The sequence below is a fragment of the Mucilaginibacter aquatilis genome (genome assembly GCF_009755275.1).
Lineage (GTDB): Bacteria > Bacteroidota > Bacteroidia > Sphingobacteriales > Sphingobacteriaceae > Mucilaginibacter > Mucilaginibacter aquatilis.
The window spans coordinates 83,415-102,423 of sequence record NZ_WQLA01000001.1 but is presented as its reverse complement, the minus strand read 5'-3'; the positions used below and the strand labels follow the sequence as shown (position 1 = coordinate 102,423).

Below are 19,009 nucleotides of genomic sequence, written 5' to 3'. Positions count from 1 at the left end.
CTTCCTTTTTAAGGATTTGTTTTAGGAGCTTACATGAACCCGCCAACATCATTAAATGCAGGGTTTTGAGGTAAGTAGGGCAGGCGGGTACGGGCTGTGCTGCTGCCGTTTATGTTTAATTTGTTTAGAGCAACGTAACGCAACGGGTCAATCAAGTGGTTCCAGCTATCGGTTGGTACATTTAATGTTTTGCCTGCACTATCTGTCTTCCACTGGTAACGGCCAAGCTCGCGCCGCAAATTCACACTGCTTCGGGTAACATTAATTCGATACCTGCGCAAAATATCAATAGAGTTTTTGATGCTGTCGTTACCTTTTTTTGCTCCGGTAATGCGCCAACCTAACCGCCTTAATTCTTCAATTGATTTAGGTTCGGCACTATCTGCTATGATCTCCACATTTTTGTTGACATTGGCAGCGGCCATACGCTCACTTATGTCTTGGTTGGTAAGCCCGGTTTCGTACAAAAGTTCATTTACCCACAACTCGCCGTTTTGCTTATATACTTCCAATAAGCCGGTTTCGTCATTGGTAAATCCGAAATCAAGACCACAGGCAAGTTTTTTGGCATCAGTAGGTATAGCTTCGCAAACCACCCAATTGGTTATAACTAAACCGGTTATCTTACCGGTGAGTCCCCGCGCATAAACTTTCCATCGTTCTGGGTCAGACTGCTGTAAGTTTTCAATTTTTTGCCTTGTATGCTCGTCACAAAACGGATTGTGCCTATGGTCTGATATCAATAGTTCAACGCCTGGTTTCCCCAGCAACTCATCATGTACCCAAAATGCAGCGTTAGGGTTGTAATCAAGATAGACACGTTTACGCGTTCGCAGGGCAAGTTCTGTGTATATATCCCAGGTAATACCATTGGCCTCGTTTATAAAGAGATAATCACGTTTACCACTTTTTGCATCTTGCCCGTTGTCGTAACTTTTAAACTCAATTAATGAGCCGTTTTGTAGTTCATATACGCGGTCAGACTTATTGAATGATTTGACAGCACTTTGCAAGGTTGGCCACTGGCTTATTATAGTTTGCGCATCGCGCATAGCGCCAGATTTCAAATTCGGGATGTCCTGCCCAACAATAGTAATTACTTGTTTTGGTTGTTCACAGGCCAATGCCAGCAAAACCTGTATCAAAGCATATGTTTTACCCGAGCTTGTGCCGCCTTGATTTACAATTATCTGAGCTTTGCTGTCATAATTAAATTTAAACAATACTGATGTTTGCATAGCGTGTGACTCGCGTAAATTTTAATAAGAAATAGAGAAGGATACCTAGAATTACGCCACTCAACTACAGTGCTATCCTTAGATTACAAAGTAACTTCCTGCTCGTGCTGAGCAGGGGTAGGGCCGGTTGCTACAATTTCAATACGAAGGGTGTTAAGGGCAGATGTAGAGCCGTCTTTTTCGGCTTGTTTTTCCATCCACCCCAAGCTCTTTAAAGCAAAAATTGCTCCTGTGGCGGGTTGACCACTGAGCTGCTTTTCATATTCAGCTTCAATTTGCAAACGTGCGCGTTTTAAAGTTGATGCATAAGCCCCATTCTGTTCATATAACAGGAATGCTTGCAGGCTTTCAAAACCCAAAAATAAAGCTAAACCACTAAGCGTAGGAGGTTGAGGCTCTCTATCCCAAACACGTTGTTCGCGCATTTCAGGTGTGCTTTTGGCTGTTGCTTTAAACGGAAGTAATTCAATGTGATGAATCCCCTTGATGTAGTTAAAATATTCGGCTACCCTGGCACGTAAATGATGCGCCTTTTGGAACAAAATATACTTATTAGATCGCATTATGATAGGGTTGCCAATTGGCATATTATAATTGTAAATGTATGAATAATTATTGAAAAATGCAAATATTTTTAGCATTAGGGTGAGGCTATCAATCGGGAAGTTTGATTTAATTACCTAAACAAATTTTTAATTTTTGATATTTGCACTCATGAGACCTGGTGATAAAGTTGTTTGTATAAATGATAAAATAGATGCTGACAAAGCGGAAGAGATTCGTCAGGATTTTGAGATATGGATAACCAAAGATAAAGAATACACCATACGCGAAATACTGGACAACAATGGAATTGTAACCGGTATTTTGCTTGAAGAAGTGCATAATTTTCCAAAGTTTTTTAAGCTTATCAACCGCTATCAGGAGCCGGCCTTTGCTATATGGCGATTTCGTAAACTTAACTATGCAACCTCTGAACAGGCCGAAGAACACAGCGAAGAGCTTGTTGGCGTAGGTACACAAGAAATTGAAAAGAATACAGAAGAGCAAAACAAGCAATAGCCTTAATCTTAAATCTTCTGTTAAAACGCCTTTCATAGATTTTTCCTTTTCGATTGGCTTCTTTATAAAATACTATTAAATGAAAGTACGCTTAGCAACAATAAATGATATAAGTTCTATAATGCTACTTGTGCAGCAGGTAGTTCCGGTTATGCAAGCTGCCGGTAACAGGCAGTGGGACAATAACTATCCAAATGCTGAAGTTTTTGAATCTGATATTCGAAATGGGTTTTTATGGGTTGCAGAGTTTGAAAACCAAATAGCCGGTGTCATTGCCATTACTGAAGGCCAGGAGCCGGAATATGCGCAAGTGCCTGGTTGGGATATTACGGAACCAGCAATTGTAGCGCATAGGTTAGCGGTTAGTCCTGCTATGCAAGGTAAGGGCGTAGCTGCTCTGCTGTTGCAACAATGTGAAGTTGTTGCTATACAAAAGCAAATACCGCTGTTAAGGCTTGATACTAATTTAGTTAATCGTCCTATGCAAAATTTATTTCTTAAAATCGGATACCATCCCGGAGATGAAATTACCTTAAATAAAAAGCCCGGTCTTCAATTTATAGCGTTCGAAAAGCGATTGAGCTTATAGTATTAGATTAGGTGTTGCTTTTGCTAAATTAGGCCAAGCTGTATTCGTGGCAAAACACTTCAGTTTCAACGAGCTGTGTAAGTATTAATTTAAGCATGCTTTCACGGGCGAAGGATTGCTCCGTTGCTGTGGCATCGTAATTATACCAATTTAAAGGATTGTTTATAGCTACACGCGTTTTATAAACGTAGTTTTTAACAGGGTGACTTTTGGTGCCTTCATAACTGTTCAAGTTCTCTGCTTTTATAAGCTTAGTAAAGTGTTTAACCGGTATATGCAGTTGAAGGCACTCGTCAAGCGTATTTTTATAGTCCTGCTTATCCTCAAGCCATAAGGTAAGCGTTTGCCCTATCAGCTCATGATCTGCTATGGCAATACGGCTGTAATTGTAATCTACCGAAATAATAAGCCACCAGAGTTCATTCCGGGTTTTTTGGTTCATTGGTATCATTGTGTTGGTGTATTTAATGTGAGCAGTTTATTACATTTCAAAAGCAGGCTGCCAGCCCGGTAAATATTTTTGTATCGCCGCTATTTCTTCGCGGTGTTTGATGCAAGCCGCCTCATAAGCCTTGTGCCTTAGTTTTAAAACCTTATCAATTTCATTTCTTGTACGGTTACGTTTGGAATGGGTATGAAAGTTCGTTAATGACGAATAGGCTATGTGCATCACAATTGATTTTATTTGTTTTTGTAAGAAATAAAGAAGATAACTTGTAAAAATCAGTAAATTTGTATTTCTTTGTTTTGTACAGAACAAATATACAGAAATATCTGTATTAATAAAGAAAAAGTTATCCACATATTTGCGATAAGTATGGACAATAAATCAGTTAAAATAAAAACAATTCGGCCTGAGACACTAGAGTTCATTATTTTATATAATCAGTTGAAGGGGCGGGCATTCAATGGTAACGCAGAGCTGGCTGAAGTTTTAGGCTTTAACTCTGCAAGTTCAATTACAGAAATAATCAAGAGCAGACAAAACATAGATACAGAAAAGCTGAAAATTTTTAAAGAAACTTATAGCTCATATCTGCAGCCAAAACAAGCTACAGCTCAGGCACCACTAAAGGCTCCGCAGGCGCCGCCGGCACGACAGTTTCAGGGAATCCCAATGTATGAGGTAATTGCCACTGCATCGGGTGTTGAGGTATATAATGATATTAATGACAGCCAGCCTGTAGGGCACATGTACTTCCCTGGAATTGAAGAGTGTGACTTTGCCTTACCCGTTTGGGGGCACTCTATGTATCCATACCTGGAAAATGGCTGTTGGGTAGCGCTCAAAATTATACATGATATGAAGATATTGCCAGGGGAGGTGTATTACATTGAATGGGGCGATTACCGTATGTATAAGCGCCTGTTGGCATCTGAAAATGAAGAGGAAGTTATAGCGTACTCTGACAACACAGCCGAGAAGGTGGGCGATCAACTTAAGTATCCACCATTTCCCATAAGGAAGGATGAGATAAAGCGGCTTTGCCTGGTTAAGGATATACATAAAAAGCACAATCATTAATGATTGTGCTTTTTACTTTTTATAACTATAAGTGCCTATTTATTGCAATCGGCAGGTTTAAGTAATATAGAGTAAGGTGAGCTTGTGTCCGGAACCTGGCGGCCGGTAGCTGCATCAACCTTTAAAGGCTGTTGCATTAAGCCTGCGTGGGTAAGCCTGAATGCCACTTTCATGGAATCGGTCATGCCCTCCTGCATAAAGGTCCAGGTAGCTTTAATAATGTTATCTTTTTCGATAGTACCGCTTATAGTTCCCTTACGGCGGTCTTTCTCAAAAATCGTTTCCATCATATCGCCACTTACTTTGTCATTTTCTACATGTAACTTCACAAACAAAGTATCTTTCATTTGCTGGCCGCTAACCTTAGCATAGCATCCATCCTGCGTACGTTTAGTGATCTTGCCGCGTTTAATTTTCTTTTTAGAGTTGGTGGTATCATTAGTGTCTTGCTGCTGAGGGGAGCTTTGGCAAGAAATAACCAAACTTAAAGCGGCTGTAGCTGCAAATGAGGCGCATAAGGCCTTTATTTTTTTCATAAATGTGTATTATAAACTATTGCATACACTTAACCTCATTGTGCGCGTTTTGTTGGAGTACTTCGCAACAAAACGCGCAACAGCTGAGGGTTGTTAAGAAAAGTTCTGATGAAATATTTCTGATTATTGATTTTTCTTAGCAGCAAATTCCTTTATTAAATCGCTCAGGCTAGCTATGTTGAATGGCTTTTCCAAGTAACCATCAGCGCCGCTTTTTTGAGCCAACTGCTCAATGTTTGGAATGGTTGATACCAGTACAACGGGGATGTGTTGCCTGCTTGGATCTGATTTAATAATGCTGCACCACTCACTACCGCGTTTACCGGGTAATAATTCGTCCATTAAAACTAAATCAGGTTTAATCTCGTGAAATTGATCAGCGATTGTACCATCTTCAGATGAGATTACTTCATAACCATCATCCTTCAGTATATAATCCATAATCTCACTGATATCCGGATTATCCTCTATCACTACAATCTTCACGCGTTTTACTATTAATTAATTAATTTTTATAAAAGACAAATATATACTTTATTGCTGTAATTGTCATCTGAGCTAAGCACAATTGCAAAAATCGTAATCATTCTAAACAAGAGGCGTGACTTTCAAGCCAGTACCATATATTATTTGAAAAGTTAAGCAGCCTTTAATCTTATTTATAATTTCCAAATTAATGCATTTGATGTCATATCAATTTCCTAAATGTCATCAAATAGTTGATAGCTTACTTAGTTTAAACAAAAGCAGTGAATCAACGTCCAATTGTTGCTATGCCGTCAAAGGCATTGTATTTGTACATTTAAATATTAGATTTGATTTTTACTGAAACTATTAACTGAACTGCCGAATGGATTTTACAAAGATTTATAAGGTTATTTTACTGTTTGTTTTGCTTTTAAAATCTGCATTAACTTTTGCAGATGGTAACCCTCCCGTTATTTCAACATCACACCTTTACGAAAATTTTTATGTGTACACCTCATATGGTAAGCCTAATGAAGGTGAAGACTTGTTTCCGGCAAATGGGTTGTATGTTGTAACTAATAACGGCATTATATTAATTGATACTCCATGGGATGAGGCTCAAACTATACAGCTGGCCGATACTCTTGAAAAAAAACACCACCAAAAAATTGCTCTTTGTGTGGTAACCCATCATCATAGTGATCGCACTGCAGGGCTTGATTGGTTGAAAAAGCATGGGGCAAAAACTTACAGCAGCTTATTAACTCAAAGTTTAACCTCCGGAAGCGATGAAAAGCAAGCTGCTTATACTTTTAAGGGCGATACGACGATCACTCTAGGGAATGTGAAGCTTGAGACATTTTACCCGGGGGCTGGGCATAGTTTAGATAATCTGGTGGTTTGGTTTCCGGATAGTAAAGTGTTGTTTGGAGGCTGTTTAGTTCGAAGTTTCGACTCAAAGTCAGTCCCTGATACCCCTGGCAGTAACATAGAGCAGTGGGCACAGGCTGCACGTAAATTATTTACCAAATATGGCGATGCCGCTTTCGTTATTCCCGGGCATGAAGGCTGGGAAGGTGGTACTGCTATGCTAAGCCATACCATGATTATACTCTCAAAGAATCGTGGACGTTAACTTTTTGTTAATTTATAGTATAAAAATTACTTCAAAATAGCTCATTTGTAGTGGTTTAATGACAAAAATCGTAATTCGTCAAAAAATAAATTTTTTATCACGATGAATATTGAACAAATGCAGAAATTTTTATGTTAATTGCGGTGTTAAGCAAGCATGCTTGATAAAATGATAATTTAAAATTGATGAACATTTTTGTAGGAAGCCTTCCTTATCGCTTAGAGGAAGCAGATTTAAAACAACTCTTTGAAGCATACGGAGAGGTAAACTCAGTAAAACTTATTATCGACAGGGAAACCGGTCGCAGTAAAGGCTTTGGCTTTGTTGAAATGGCAGATGATGAAGCCGGTCAGCAAGCAATTGATGGTTTAAACGGAACTGAAGTTGGTGGCCGCAGCATTGCAGTTAGCCAGGCTGAGCAACGCAAACCAAGCAATGGCGGCGGCGGTAGCCGTGGCGGCTTTGGCGGCGGTGGCAACCGTGGTGGTGGTTACGGCGGTGGTGGCAACCGTGGTGGCGGTGGCGGCTATCAAAAAGATAGCAACCGCGGCGGTGGTCGTTGGAACTAATAAAATATATAAAGCGCCGGTTGATATTATATCTTCCGGCGTTTTTGTTATAGCCTGAATTTTACCTCTGTCTTTAAGCTTGTAGATGGTCATTGGCTGTTTATCGAGCTATGATAAATCTGAATTTTATTCGGACCGGTATCTCTTTGCCATAAGCGTATTACCATTCTCTCGCTGCATTCGATGCAAGTAAGGTGATTTGTATCCTGCGCAATAATTTTCTCTTAGCCGTTTCGCTGTTGTCAAATTTCGGTAACTTCAGCTTAACCAACTTTGCTGTTATTAGTACTCCTTGTAATCATTTCCTATTTTAGCGGTGTTAATCTTACACTATGAAACCGCTGGCATTTTTTCTATTCTTATTTATTGCTTCTATCAATGCATTTTCACAAAAGTGGAACGTTGAGAATACTCCCGGCCAAAGCAAAAAAATAAGCATTAATACAGATGAAGGCACATGGATTAATTTGGACGTTAGTCCGGATGGGAAAACAATTGCCTTTGATTTACTAGGCGACATATATAGCATACCAATAACCGGCGGAAAGGCAACCTTATTAACAGGTGGTAAATCATGGGAGGTGCAACCGCGGTTTAGTCCAGATGGTAAAAACATAGCCTTTACAAGTGACCGCGACGGCGGTGACAATATTTGGGTTATGGGAGCCGATGGCGCAAGCAAGCATCCGGTAACCAAAGAGAGCTTCAGGTTGCTTAACAACGCTTACTGGACGCCCGATGGCCAGTATTTTGTAGCGCGAAAGCATTTTACTAACACCCGCTCTTTAGGCGCAGGTGAATTATGGATGTATCACAAAACAGGAGGTGAGGGTATACAACTAACCAAACGTAAAAACGATCAGCAAGATGCTGGTGAGCCAGTGGTATCGCCTAAAGGTACGTATGTTTACTGGAGCGAAGATGTTACTCCCGGTCCTGCCTTTCAATATAACAAAGACCCTAATCAAGGTATATACGCCATTAAGCGGCTCAACCGTACCACCGGGCAAATTGAAACTGTTACGGGTGGTAGTGGTGGAGCATGCCGACCACAAATTTCACCTGATGGTAAGCTGATGGCCTTTGTAAAGCGTAACCGTTTAAAATCAGTTTTATATATACACAACCTTGCCTCGGGCGAGGAGTTCCCGGTTTACGATAATCTAAGCCACGACCAGCAGGAGACTTGGGCTATCTTTGGAACATATCCAAACTTTAATTGGACGCCTGATAATCAGCATATCATCTTCTATGCAAAAGGCAAAATATGGAACCTTGATATTTTGACACTCAATGTTGTAAATGTTCCATTCGAAGTTACATCGCAACAAACTATCACCGAGGCGCTTCATTTTCCGCAACGCGTGTTTCAAGATGAAGTTAACGTTAAAATGATTCGTCAGCTTACCACGTCGCCCGATGGTAAGAAGGTGGCATTCAACGCAGCCGGGTATATTTATATTAAAGATCTCCCTTCGGGTAAGCCCGAACGTATAAGCGCCACACCCGAGTTTGAGTATGAGCCGAGCTTTAGTGCCGACGGCCGCCAGCTTGTTTACACTACATGGAGCGATGAGTTAAAGGGCTCGGTAAATTTGATTGACCTTTATACAAAGCATATTACCCGCTTAACTACCGAACGAGGATTTTACTATTCACCGCTTTTTAGTAACAAAGGCGATAAGGTGGTATATCGTAAAGGCGAAGGTAATGATGTTCTAGGTTTTGCTTTTGGTAAAAATCCGGGAATTTACATTGTTTCATCTTTAGGAGGTGTGTCGCAATGTATTTCAAGTCAGGGTGTTAAACCGCAATTTAGCGCTGATGATACCAAGTTGTTTTATCAAAGTACCGAGGGCGATAAAAAAGCTTATAAGATGCTTGATTTAAACAGCCCCGGGGTTGCTCCTAAAACACTCTATACTTCAACTTATGCTACACAGTTTTGTCCAAGTCCTGATGGCAAGTGGATGGCTTTTACCGAGTTATTCAATTGTTATATAACGCCTATGACGTTAAGCGGAAGCGCACAGGAGTTATCATCGGCAAATAAGGCTTTACCACTTAGTAAGCTTACACGCGATGCCGGAACTTACTTACACTGGAGTAAAGACAGCCAGAAATTGATGTGGACCTTAGGGCCTAGGTACTATGTGCGCGATATCCGCTCTGCTTTTTCATTTATTGATGTTGGAAGTGAAAGACAGCAAAATGCTGACACTACCGGCCTTGATATTAATTTAAAACTGAAAGCTGACATTCCGGGTGGCAAAATTGCTTTTACCAATGCGCGTATTATTACCATGAAAGGTGAGGAAGTGATTGATAAAGGCACCATAGTAATTGACCGCAATGTAATTATGGCTGTAGGGAAGGATGTGCAGCCGCCCGCTGATGCTAAAATATACAACGTTGCAGGCAAAACTATTATGCCGGGTATTGTTGATGTACACGGCCACTTGGGTATAAGTCCCGATGGTATATCTCCGCAGCAGGACTGGCATTATTTTGCAAACCTCTCATACGGCGTTACTACATCTCACGATCCATCGAGCAATACTGAAATGGTATTTAGCCAGGCAGAGATGTTAAAAACAGGGCGTATGGTAGGGCCAAGGGTTTACTCTACAGGTACTATACTTTACGGGGCCGATGGCGATTCAAAAGCTGTAGTAAATAGTTTGGATGATGCGCTATCACACTTGCGCCGGTTAAAGGCGGTAGGCGCATTTTCGGTAAAAAGTTACAACCAGCCGCGTAGGGAACAACGCCAGCAAATAATTGAAGCAGCGCGCCAGTTACAAATGGAGGTAGTACCTGAAGGCGGATCAACGTATTTTACCAACATGACTATGATTGCCGATGGGCATACGGGCATTGAACACAACATACCGGTGTGGCCTGTTTATAAGGATGTAAAATCTTTTTGGAATGCCAGCAAAACTGCTTATACGCCAACTTTAATAGTAAGCTACGGAACCCAGTTTGGAGAAAACTATTGGTATGACCGCAGCGAGGTGTGGAAAAATGAACACTTGTTGAGTTTTACACCGCCATCAATTGTAGATGGCCGATCGCGCAGGCGTACAACAGCTGAGTATGGTGATTACGGTCATATAAACATAGCCCGGGCGGTAAAGCAAATTGCTGATGGTGGTACACGCATCAACCTGGGTGCTCATGGGCAGTTGCAAGGTTTGGGTGCCCACTGGGAACTTTGGATGCTTGCACAAGGTGGCTTTACGCCTATGCAGGCCCTGCGTTGTGCAACTATCAATGGCGCCGCTTATCTTGGTATGGATAAAGAAATAGGCTCATTGGAAACTGGCAAACTCGCCGATTTGATTATACTTAACCAAAACCCGTTAGATGATATACGTGATAGCGATAACATCAAATATGTTATGGTTAACGGTCGCCTGTTCGACTCCGACTCGATGAACGAGATAGGAAATTCCGACAAACCCCGCCTGCGTTTTTGGTGGCAATTAGGAACCGGCAATTTGATGAATCTTCCCGTGGGCAATACCGAAACGTATTTGTTTGGAAGCAGTGATGGAGAGCAGTAGATGAATGTAAGTGAGTGAACAGGAATGTACTTTTAGACCTACCGCTTGGAGGTGTAGAGGCAACACCTTGTAGGGAAACTCGGTCGAATTTCAATCAGGAAATACCTTTTAGAGTTTCCTGTAGTATCAATGCGCGAGTATGGCTTACCTTCAAGCCCAGAAATTGGTATGATGACAGTTTGCTTACTTTGCCTTGCCAAAATTTTTTTTTGGCACTTTAAATTAAAAACCATAGCAACCAACTTGATCAACTGGTTATACCAACGTTATCAGATACCGTATAAAGATATTTTTTGCAAATTCAATACAACTCGACATGCTATTAACCGAAATTATGGCAGGGTACAAGGCCCAATTTTGAACAGATCTTTGCCTGCTAAAACAGAAACGGATATAGGCGTGACCTTCAACATAGCGCAGCAAGCCTTTCCTAAATGGCGCAGGTTCGCCTGGTAGTGCAGGCGACTCTTTCTAAATAAGCTATGTAACTTGGTACTCATTGTCCGTCCGGGTAACTACACCCGAACAGATATTTAATGTCAGGTTTTTAGCCTGTTTGGATTAAATGCAACCAAATACTGCTGATCGTTGCTGGCTACAGAATTCATTTCACTTTTTTTACCATCAGCCACCAGAGTCTTAGCCAATATTAATTGCGATTTAACGGTTATAAATAACTCGGCCAGCATTTCGGGCAGCACTTTGGCCCATATGGTTAACTGATACTTTTTCTCCAGCTCCGTTTTTTCTTCATGTGTGGCGCGGCTTACTTCCCACCCTTCGTTAGCTTTAAAGCCGTTTTCGCGTGCCGAATTATTTAATTCGTACATGTAGATTTTAGCCTGCATGGCAATTGGCTGGTCTTTTATAATCATTGTTTCTTCTTTTTAGTTACTATAGGTTCTGATACGCTTGATTTACCCGACTGGTAATCTGACGGTGCTTTCTTTCCCTCTGTACTTGGCGCCTTTTTGTCGCTCTTCACTACGTTTTTTCCTTTACTCATGGTATGATGTTATTTGATATTCATTAGTTTTTCGACCCGCCTGATGTTGGCATCTAAAAGATTAATATTTAAATCTTCATAATGGCTCACGCGATATGCCTTGAGTTTAGCTATACCATGCTCTATATCAGCAATCATTGTATTGATATAAATAAGTGCGCCTGACTTTGCCTTTTCCATTGCTTTGGCTTTAGTGAGATAACCATAAAACATGTTCTCGTCGGGCGGTAGGGAGTATTTAAAATAAGGGATGCTGATAAGTACATCTATAGGTTCGCCTATAGGTAAGCCGCGTTTAAACTGTACAGGTGGTACGCGCACGAAATTATTTGCCGATACCTCTGTAACGATGGTGGCGTTTTTAAAAACGCGGTAATATTTGAAAAAGCTATTTCTTAGCATAACCTGTTTGCGGGATTTTGTAAAGCGTGAAGCTTAAATATCACCGGATCAAAGAGGCAGCAACGTCTAAGTAGAAAGGTATTAATTGTGGTGGTTTATAAAGGTAATATTAATTAACTCATTTACAGCATGTTTTTTAATTATTTATTAATTAGTTCTAATTGCTTACTCGCACTACTATTATATCAAAGTGAGAAAGACCTTACAGCTTACCTCTATTTAAGTAAGTAAAACTCATTTAAAAAAATCGCAGCTAAACTCATAAACATCATCTGGTAGCAATAATATGGTTATTACTAAAAATCCACCATAGCCTTCCCGGTCATTTTTACTGGTAAAATGTGTCCCTCGCTGTCAAATTTCATTTCATCAATACATACCACGCGTTCGTGAGCACTTTTTTTGTTAAGCGGACGACGATGGTATACGATATAGTATTTATTGTCTTTAGCAGAATGGATAACAGAGTGATGTCCTGCGCCAGTGGCCACGGCTGGGTCTTGTTCTAACACGGTATTAAGGCGCTTAAACGGACCAAAAGGTGAATCGGCAATGGCGTAAGCAACTTTATAGTCAGGACCCGTCCAACCACCTTCTGACCACATGAAGTAATACTTTCCATCACGAATAAACATGTAAGGACCTTCCACATACTTATCAGGCGTGATTTCTTTATACAACGAACCATCAGGTAAGGGTTCAATACCGGTAAAGTCTTTCTTAAGTTTTACCACGTTACAGTGGCCCCAGCCACCATAATACATATAATAAGTTCCATCTTTATCTTTAAAAACAAACTGGTCAATAGGTTGAGCGCCATTTACAATTTCCTGAATGAGTGGTTTACCTAATAAGTCCTTATACGGGCCCTCCGGTTTATTGGCTACCGCAACCCCTATACCGCCAACTTCACCCTTATGCACATCATTAGCGCCGAAAAACAGGTAATACCTTTTATCTTTTTTTAAAACTGCAGGAGCCCACATTGCACGCTTAGCCCACTTTACAGCGCTTGTATCTACAATCCGTGGGTGCTTGGTCCATGTTTTTAAGTCTTTCGATGAGAAAGCATCCAACAATACCTGGTCTTCATACTTTGCCGAGAATGTAGGAAACACCCAGTAAGTGTCACCATACTTAATACCTTCAGGGTCGGCGTAGTAACCATTTATAATAGGGTTTTTTTGAGCGTACAGGCTGCTGGCTATTAGTAATGCTGATAGTGCGCCAATGGTGTTTTTAATGGTTGGATGCATGTTTGAATAAGTATTACGCTTGTTGTGAAGACAACCTCATTTTTTAGATCAAAATCGTGTTTAAATTAACGACATCTGCTATTTATTTTCAATAACATTGGTTGGTAAATTAATACTTTTTTAAATAAAAAAGGGCTGATATTTCTATCAACCCCTTGCAAAATATGATCAAGCTTAGCGGCCTGAAATATCGGTATAATCACGGTCGGTAGCACCGGTATAAATTTGACGTGGGCGACCAATCGGCTCTTTATTTTCTTTCATTTCTTTCCATTGGGCAATCCATCCCGGCAGGCGGCCAAGAGCAAATAATACGGTAAACATATCAGTTGGGAAGCCTAACGCACGGTAAATAATGCCTGAATAAAAATCAACGTTTGGATAAAGCTTGCGCTCAACAAAGTATGGATCTTTCAAAGCAACTTCTTCCAGGCGTTTGGCAATATCCAATACCTCATCATTTACACCCAGGTTCTCTAAAATATCATCACATGCTTTTTTGATGATTTTAGCACGAGGGTCGAAGTTTTTATACACACGGTGACCAAAGCCCATTAACCTGAATGAGTCATTTTTATCTTTGGCTTTGGCAATCCATTTATCGGTATCGCCACCGTCTGCCTTAATTTTTTCCAGCATTTCAATAACGGCCTGATTGGCACCCCCATGTAGCGGACCCCACAAAGCAGAAATACCGGCAGATATTGATGCATATAAATTAGCATCAGATGAACCTACAATACGAACAGTAGAAGCAGAGCAGTTTTGCTCGTGGTCGGCATGCAAAATAAGCAACTTATTCATGGCACTTATAACCACCGGGTTAACCTCGTAATCTTCGGTTGGTTGGCTAAAGGTCATGTACATGAAGTTTGTTACATAATCGAACTTGTTTTTAGGATAATTAACCGGATGACCCAAAGATTTTTTGTAGATCCATGATACTATAGTGCTCATTTTAGCAATAAGCTTATGTATCTCCAAATCCACTATTTCTGGGCTCAAACCTGGCTCTAAACTTTCAGGATTGAAAGCAGCCAAAGCTCCTATAAGGGATGACAACTGACCCATTGGGTGTGATTTGGATGGGAAACCGTCGAAGAATTTCTTCATATCCTCATGCACCAATGTGTGGCGGTTTATTTCGGCCTGAAAGCTTGCCAATTGTTCGTTGGTTGGCAATTCGCCATAAATAAGCAGGTAAGCAACTTCAATAAAGCTCGATTTTTCGGCAAGTTGCTCAATCGGATAACCGCGGTATTTTAAAATGCCTTGTTCACCATCCAAAAATGTTATAGCGCTTTTGGTTGCACCGGTATTTTTATAACCAATATCAAGGGTGATATAGCCTGTTTGATCGCGAAGTTTCGAAATATCAAGAGCTTTTTCGTTCTCTGTGCCTTCTAATACAGGCAAATCATAGGTTTTATCTCCAATTTTTAATTGTGCGTTTTCCGACATAGAAATAATTAGTTGTATCCGTGGCAAATGTAATTAATTAAGCCATTAATCATATTTACGGATGCGTTTTATCACTTAAAATTTACCTTAAATCAATACGTGTTATTAATACCAATTTAGAGGCTTGATAGTTTTTAGCTCAAAGGCAAAAAATTATAAAATGGCTTTATTTAATTTCCTCTTTAACCTCGCCGCAATCCATCATATCTTTACCATAGTATGGATTTTTGATTTCTTTTTGTGCCGATAGCCAGTAACCTCCATTGCCCTCATTTGCCATAGGGCAGTAAGCAATGTATATAGGTGCTGATTGGGTTTTCAAACCTTTAACTAATGGAATTACATCCTGACTTAGTTGCAAAAAGTTTGTACGCTGCGATTTAACATCGTCCGTTTCAGCAATTTTTTTTGATAAACCCTCAGCTTCGTCACATCCTTTGATAGGGCTTAGGGCGGTGGTTAATTTTGTAGCAGCTTGTTGCGCGGCTTTACCATCTGTTTGTACCAGGGCATCTTTTACTGCCAAATACGCCTGGTAAACTTTAGCTGTGTCATTACCGGCTACTTCGGTTACTGTTTCTACAGAGGTAACTTCGGTGCTGCTTTCCTGCTTGTTTGATTGATTACAGGCGCCCAATAGGGCCGTAACAGCCAACGCACCAATAAAAAAATATTTTTTCATGATAGATTGTATTGCATTAAATACAGGCTAAGGTAGTAATTTGTGTTTAAACGCCAAGTTAACGTGTAACCCAAAGAGGTGCTTACAAAAACAAAAAACCCTTCAGTAATGCAACTGAAGGGCCGAACTATTATTAATCTTCTATAAAAAATTACCATCTTCCGTGGCCATGACCATGACCATGTCCATGCCAGTGGCCTCTGCCGCGGCCAGGGTTAATTACCACTACTCTGCGCGGGGCAGGACGGTAATAACTGCGACGCACAACTACCGGGCGCTCGTAATATACATGCCTCACAGGACGGTGATATACCACCGGGCGATCAACCACCACCACTCTTGGTGCCGGGGCGTAATAAGCCGGGCGACCGATGTTGATACCAATATGGGCGCTAACCTGGGCCTTTGCCGAATCGTTAAATGCTATAAGTGCTACAATAAAAGCTGCAAAAAAGGTTATTCGTTTCATAAGTGTAATTCTTTGTTAGTAATTATGCTCTTTACATTGTTGTTATGATTGATAGACAATCAGCGAGCCGGAGGGTTTAATAGTTCTTCAATCGCAAAAGTTGTAAAAGTGTTCATGATTATTCAACAACTTAAAAATCAATTAGATATTTTACAGGCAATTGCTTTGTTGCACTATAATTCATGTTTTGTTTCGTTTTTTTAAATAAACTTTACGCAAGAATGAACAGATTTATTGTACATGAATATTCAGATTTTAATGTAATTGACGCCGCTAAGTAACAACCTCATGATATTGAAAGGGTGTTTAAATTGTATTACATGTAATTAGTACTTTTAACCAACAACCAGTCATGAACAATTTCTACAAAAATTATAAAGGCATTATATGGCTTCTAACGGGCATCATTGCAGGGAGCATTGCAGGTCTTGTTTTAGGTGAAAAGGTAAACGTGCTGAAGCCAATTGGGGATATCTTTCTTAATCTTCTTTTTACAGCGGTTATACCACTCGTGTTTTTCGCCATATCATCGGCCATTGCAGGTTTGCAGCCAGGTAAAAAGTTGGGTAAAGTATTGGGCGTAATGTGTGCGGTATTTTTAGGCACCGTGCTCATATCGGCATGTTTAACTATACTGGCAGTATGGATTTTTCCCATTCATGAGCAGCTAACCAGCGCACCACTCACTGAGCAGGTAAGCAAGCAACCTGTCGGTGATCAAATTACACAGCTGTTTACTACCGGCGAGTTTTACCAACTCTTATCAAGACAGAATATGCTTGCCATGATCATCTTCTCAGTTATTATTGGTTTTGCAGCATTGCGCAGCGGAGAAAAGGGGATGCCATTTACGCGTTGTCTGCTAGCTGGTAATGAAGTATTCAAGCACGTATTCATTATTATAATGAAGCTTGGTCCGGTGGGGCTGGGTGCTTATTTTGCTTATCAGGTAGGTGTATTTGGTCCGCAGTTGTTTGGAGCGTATGCACGTTCATTAGGACTTTATTATGGCGTAGGTGCGTTTTATTATGTTTTTGGGTTTAGTGCTTATGCGTTTATAGCAGGAGGAGTGAAGGGCTTTAAAAAGTTTTGGCCCAATAACATTATACCGTCTGCAACGGCAGTTGGTACGTGCAGTAGTATTGCCACCATACCTGCAAACGTTGATGCAGCCAAAAAAATAGGTATTCCTGCTGTTATTGCAAATGTTACCATTCCGCTAGGTTCAACGTTACATAAAGATGGATCAAGCATATCTTCAATAATAAAAATGGCGGTAGTATTCGCTCTTTTTGGTAAAGGTTTTAACAGCGCCGATGTAATCATACTTGCTTTGGGTATGACTGTTTTAGTAAGTCTTGTTGAAGGCGGAATTCCCAATGGCGGTTATGTGGGAGAGTTGCTTTTTATTGCAGCCTACGGTTTTCCGCCCGAAGCCTTACCACCTGCAATGATTATTGGAACCCTGGTAGACCCTATGGCAACGCTTTTAAACGCAACCGGCGATAATGTTGCAGCCATGCTTATTGCAAGGTTTACTGAAGGGAGTAATTGGATGGAGAAAGACTATAATGAATATAAGCCTGAAAATGGCTAATTATCATCACTCACAACCAACATTAGGTTAACGTGCACCTGTGAGCTTTATTAGTTCGAGTGCGTTTTTAACTGCAGCTGCACCAATATCATTGTTGAAATATATATAACACTGATTGGCACCGGTGGCCTCAACATGTTTAACCAGCTGCATCAATTCATCATGTGTGTATTGCGATGTATATAGCTGCCGGTTGCCATGTAAACGGTAATATAAATCAGATGTGGTTGCAATTACATCATCAGGCAAATCAGGGTGGCTCATGCCGCAAAAGCTAATGTTGCCTTTAGTAAATTCATCATAAACTTCAGGTATCCACCAGCTGTTATGCCGCAGTTCAACCACGTTATTAAATGATGGATTTAGTGACGTAACAATGCTTTTAAGGCGTTCATCTGAATAAGCGAAGCTTGGCGGTAATTGAAATAGTACAGCTCCTAATTTATCGCTTAATCCATTTTTTATTAATTCATAAAAATCGCTTACACGCTCATGTATGTCGTTAAACCTCTTGTAATGCGTAATTCCTCTGTGTGCCTTTACAGCAAAAGAAAAATCAGCGGGACTTTCATCATACCATCTTTTTAATGATAACGGTTTTGGAAAGCTATAAAACGTGCCATTAAGCTCAAGCGTGTTAAAATGCTTGCAATAGTGTTCAAACCAACTTTTCTGTGGTAAATCAGCCGGGTAAAACTCGCCCTTCCAGTGTTTATAGTAAAACCCCGAGCAGCCTATGTGCCATTTCATGTGTTATAGTACTCATATGCAGTTATATTGGTTTGTAACAAAGTGTTTGCATTTGTACTTATCATGTTTGCAGGCGTTGCCATATACAACTACTTAACAAGATTACTGAAAAGAAAATTGTTATTATATTTACAGTCAACAACATACTCAAATATGAAAGGATTAAAATTACTTACTGCCGCCCTTTTAATAAGTGCAGCCTCATATGCTCAACAAGCTGACATTAAACCCGCCGCGCCCGGCGTAACTTACGGTAAAACAATAAATAAGGACAAGGCAATCAGCCTTTCGGCTTTAAATAAAAAGTTAAGTCATGATACCGTTTACAACGGAAAAATTAGTGGTAAGGTGACTGAGGTGTGTAAAAAGAAAGGCTGCTTTATGAAACTGAAGCAGGATAACGGTGAAGATATTATGGTTAGGTTTACCGACTATGCTTACTTCATGCCTCAAAACATAGTAGGTAAAAATGTAATTGTTGAAGGTAAGGCATCAGTAAGCGAAACTCCTGTTGAACGCCTGCGCCACTATGCTAAAGATGCCGGTAAAAGCAGCCAGGAAATTGCTAAAATTAATAAGCCTAAAAAAGATGTAACCATAATGGCCGATGGGGTTTTGGTTACCGAATAATTTCTAAAAGCATAACAAAAAATGCTGTGGTTGATAACTACAGCATTTTTTGTTTTAGGTTAAAA

The 19,009-nt window shown here is 40.4% G+C and carries 22 protein-coding genes; 8 read left to right on the top strand and 14 right to left on the bottom strand.

All coding sequences use genetic code 11. The annotated features are described in order from the left end of the window. Positions 1–29: 29 nt before the first annotated feature. Positions 30–1,238: a PBSX family phage terminase large subunit gene (locus GO816_RS00525; RefSeq protein ID WP_157539404.1), complete on the bottom strand. Its 1,209-nt coding sequence runs from the start codon at positions 1,236–1,238 to the stop codon at positions 30–32. A gap of 83 nt (positions 1,239–1,321) precedes the next feature. Beyond that, a complete protein-coding gene (locus tag GO816_RS00520; protein ID WP_198171381.1) occupies positions 1,322–1,801 on the bottom strand; it encodes a terminase small subunit in 480 nt (159 codons plus the stop codon). A gap of 151 nt (positions 1,802–1,952) precedes the next feature. Between GO816_RS00520 and GO816_RS00515 the strand changes: the two genes are divergently transcribed. Then, positions 1,953–2,300 carry a hypothetical protein gene (locus GO816_RS00515; protein ID WP_157539402.1) on the top strand — a complete coding sequence of 116 codons (348 nt, stop codon included), beginning with the start codon at positions 1,953–1,955 and terminating at the stop codon, positions 2,298–2,300. A gap of 79 nt (positions 2,301–2,379) precedes the next feature. Further along, entirely contained in the window at positions 2,380–2,889 is a 510-nt protein-coding gene (locus GO816_RS00510; RefSeq protein WP_157539401.1) for a GNAT family N-acetyltransferase, read from the top strand. Positions 2,890–2,917: 28 nt separating this feature from the next. Here the strand turns inward: GO816_RS00510 and GO816_RS00505 are convergent, their stop codons facing one another. Both GO816_RS00505 and GO816_RS00500 read right to left on the bottom strand, forming a co-directional pair. Beyond that, the gene (locus GO816_RS00505) at positions 2,918–3,331 is read right to left on the bottom strand and encodes a hypothetical protein (protein WP_157539400.1); all 414 of its coding nucleotides are present in this window, start codon (positions 3,329–3,331) and stop codon (positions 2,918–2,920) included. Between the two features lie 39 nt (positions 3,332–3,370). After that, positions 3,371–3,691: a hypothetical protein gene (locus GO816_RS00500; RefSeq protein ID WP_157539399.1), complete on the bottom strand. Its 321-nt coding sequence runs from the start codon at positions 3,689–3,691 to the stop codon at positions 3,371–3,373. A 15-nt stretch (positions 3,692–3,706) separates the two neighbouring features. On the opposite strand from GO816_RS00500, the gene GO816_RS00495 reads away from it, so the two are divergent. After that, on the top strand, positions 3,707–4,414 hold the full coding sequence (locus tag GO816_RS00495; RefSeq protein WP_157539398.1) for a S24 family peptidase: 708 nt from the start codon (positions 3,707–3,709) through the stop codon (positions 4,412–4,414). Between the two features lie 35 nt (positions 4,415–4,449). Here the strand turns inward: GO816_RS00495 and GO816_RS00490 are convergent, their stop codons facing one another. Both GO816_RS00490 and GO816_RS00485 read right to left on the bottom strand, forming a co-directional pair. Next, positions 4,450–4,950: a hypothetical protein gene (locus GO816_RS00490; RefSeq protein WP_157539397.1), complete on the bottom strand. Its 501-nt coding sequence runs from the start codon at positions 4,948–4,950 to the stop codon at positions 4,450–4,452. A 123-nt stretch (positions 4,951–5,073) separates the two neighbouring features. Beyond that, positions 5,074–5,436, bottom strand: coding sequence for a response regulator (locus GO816_RS00485; RefSeq protein ID WP_157539396.1), 363 nt, complete (start codon positions 5,434–5,436; stop codon positions 5,074–5,076). Positions 5,437–5,800: 364 nt separating this feature from the next. Between GO816_RS00485 and bla the strand changes: the two genes are divergently transcribed. From bla to GO816_RS00470, 3 genes are all read left to right on the top strand, one after another. Then, the gene (gene bla / locus GO816_RS00480; RefSeq protein ID WP_157539395.1) at positions 5,801–6,553 is read left to right on the top strand and encodes a subclass B1 metallo-beta-lactamase; all 753 of its coding nucleotides are present in this window, start codon (positions 5,801–5,803) and stop codon (positions 6,551–6,553) included. Between the two features lie 185 nt (positions 6,554–6,738). Further along, entirely contained in the window at positions 6,739–7,122 is a 384-nt protein-coding gene (locus GO816_RS00475) for an RNA recognition motif domain-containing protein (RefSeq protein ID WP_157539394.1), read from the top strand. Between the two features lie 332 nt (positions 7,123–7,454). Further along, positions 7,455–10,691: an amidohydrolase family protein gene (locus GO816_RS00470; RefSeq protein ID WP_157539393.1), complete on the top strand. Its 3,237-nt coding sequence runs from the start codon at positions 7,455–7,457 to the stop codon at positions 10,689–10,691. Positions 10,692–11,230: 539 nt separating this feature from the next. On the opposite strand, the gene GO816_RS00465 is transcribed toward GO816_RS00470, so the two are convergent. From GO816_RS00465 to GO816_RS00440, 7 genes are all read right to left on the bottom strand, one after another. Next, positions 11,231–11,566, bottom strand: a complete 336-nt coding sequence (locus GO816_RS00465) for a hypothetical protein (protein WP_157539392.1) — start codon at positions 11,564–11,566, stop codon at positions 11,231–11,233. Beyond that, positions 11,563–11,697, bottom strand: a complete 135-nt coding sequence (locus GO816_RS18885; protein ID WP_262884856.1) for a hypothetical protein — start codon at positions 11,695–11,697, stop codon at positions 11,563–11,565. The genes GO816_RS00465 and GO816_RS18885 overlap by 4 nt, the downstream gene beginning before the upstream one ends. Before the next feature lie 9 nt (positions 11,698–11,706). Beyond that, positions 11,707–12,099: a hypothetical protein gene (locus GO816_RS00460; RefSeq protein WP_157539391.1), complete on the bottom strand. Its 393-nt coding sequence runs from the start codon at positions 12,097–12,099 to the stop codon at positions 11,707–11,709. A gap of 296 nt (positions 12,100–12,395) precedes the next feature. Next, positions 12,396–13,355 (bottom strand): glycoside hydrolase family 43 protein, encoded by a 960-nt coding sequence (locus tag GO816_RS00455; RefSeq protein WP_157539390.1) that lies wholly within the window; start codon positions 13,353–13,355, stop codon positions 12,396–12,398. Positions 13,356–13,529: 174 nt separating this feature from the next. Further along, positions 13,530–14,816, bottom strand: a complete 1,287-nt coding sequence (locus GO816_RS00450) for a citrate synthase (protein ID WP_157539389.1) — start codon at positions 14,814–14,816, stop codon at positions 13,530–13,532. A gap of 166 nt (positions 14,817–14,982) precedes the next feature. Then, positions 14,983–15,498, bottom strand: coding sequence for a DUF3347 domain-containing protein (locus tag GO816_RS00445; protein ID WP_157539388.1), 516 nt, complete (start codon positions 15,496–15,498; stop codon positions 14,983–14,985). A gap of 151 nt (positions 15,499–15,649) precedes the next feature. Further along, positions 15,650–15,967, bottom strand: a complete 318-nt coding sequence (locus tag GO816_RS00440; RefSeq protein WP_157539387.1) for a hypothetical protein — start codon at positions 15,965–15,967, stop codon at positions 15,650–15,652. A gap of 352 nt (positions 15,968–16,319) precedes the next feature. Here GO816_RS00440 and GO816_RS00435 point away from each other — a divergent pair, with 352 nt between their 5' ends. Then, entirely contained in the window at positions 16,320–17,564 is a 1,245-nt protein-coding gene (locus GO816_RS00435) for a dicarboxylate/amino acid:cation symporter (protein WP_157539386.1), read from the top strand. A 27-nt stretch (positions 17,565–17,591) separates the two neighbouring features. Here GO816_RS00435 and GO816_RS00430 read toward each other — a convergent pair whose 3' ends face one another. Next, complete coding sequence (locus GO816_RS00430) at positions 17,592–18,314, bottom strand: DUF72 domain-containing protein (RefSeq protein ID WP_157539385.1); 723 nt, start codon at positions 18,312–18,314, stop codon at positions 17,592–17,594. 153 nt (positions 18,315–18,467) lie between these two features. On the opposite strand from GO816_RS00430, the gene GO816_RS00425 reads away from it, so the two are divergent. Beyond that, positions 18,468–18,944, top strand: a complete 477-nt coding sequence (locus GO816_RS00425; RefSeq protein WP_157539384.1) for a DUF4920 domain-containing protein — start codon at positions 18,468–18,470, stop codon at positions 18,942–18,944. The last annotated feature ends 65 nt before the right edge of the window (positions 18,945–19,009 follow it).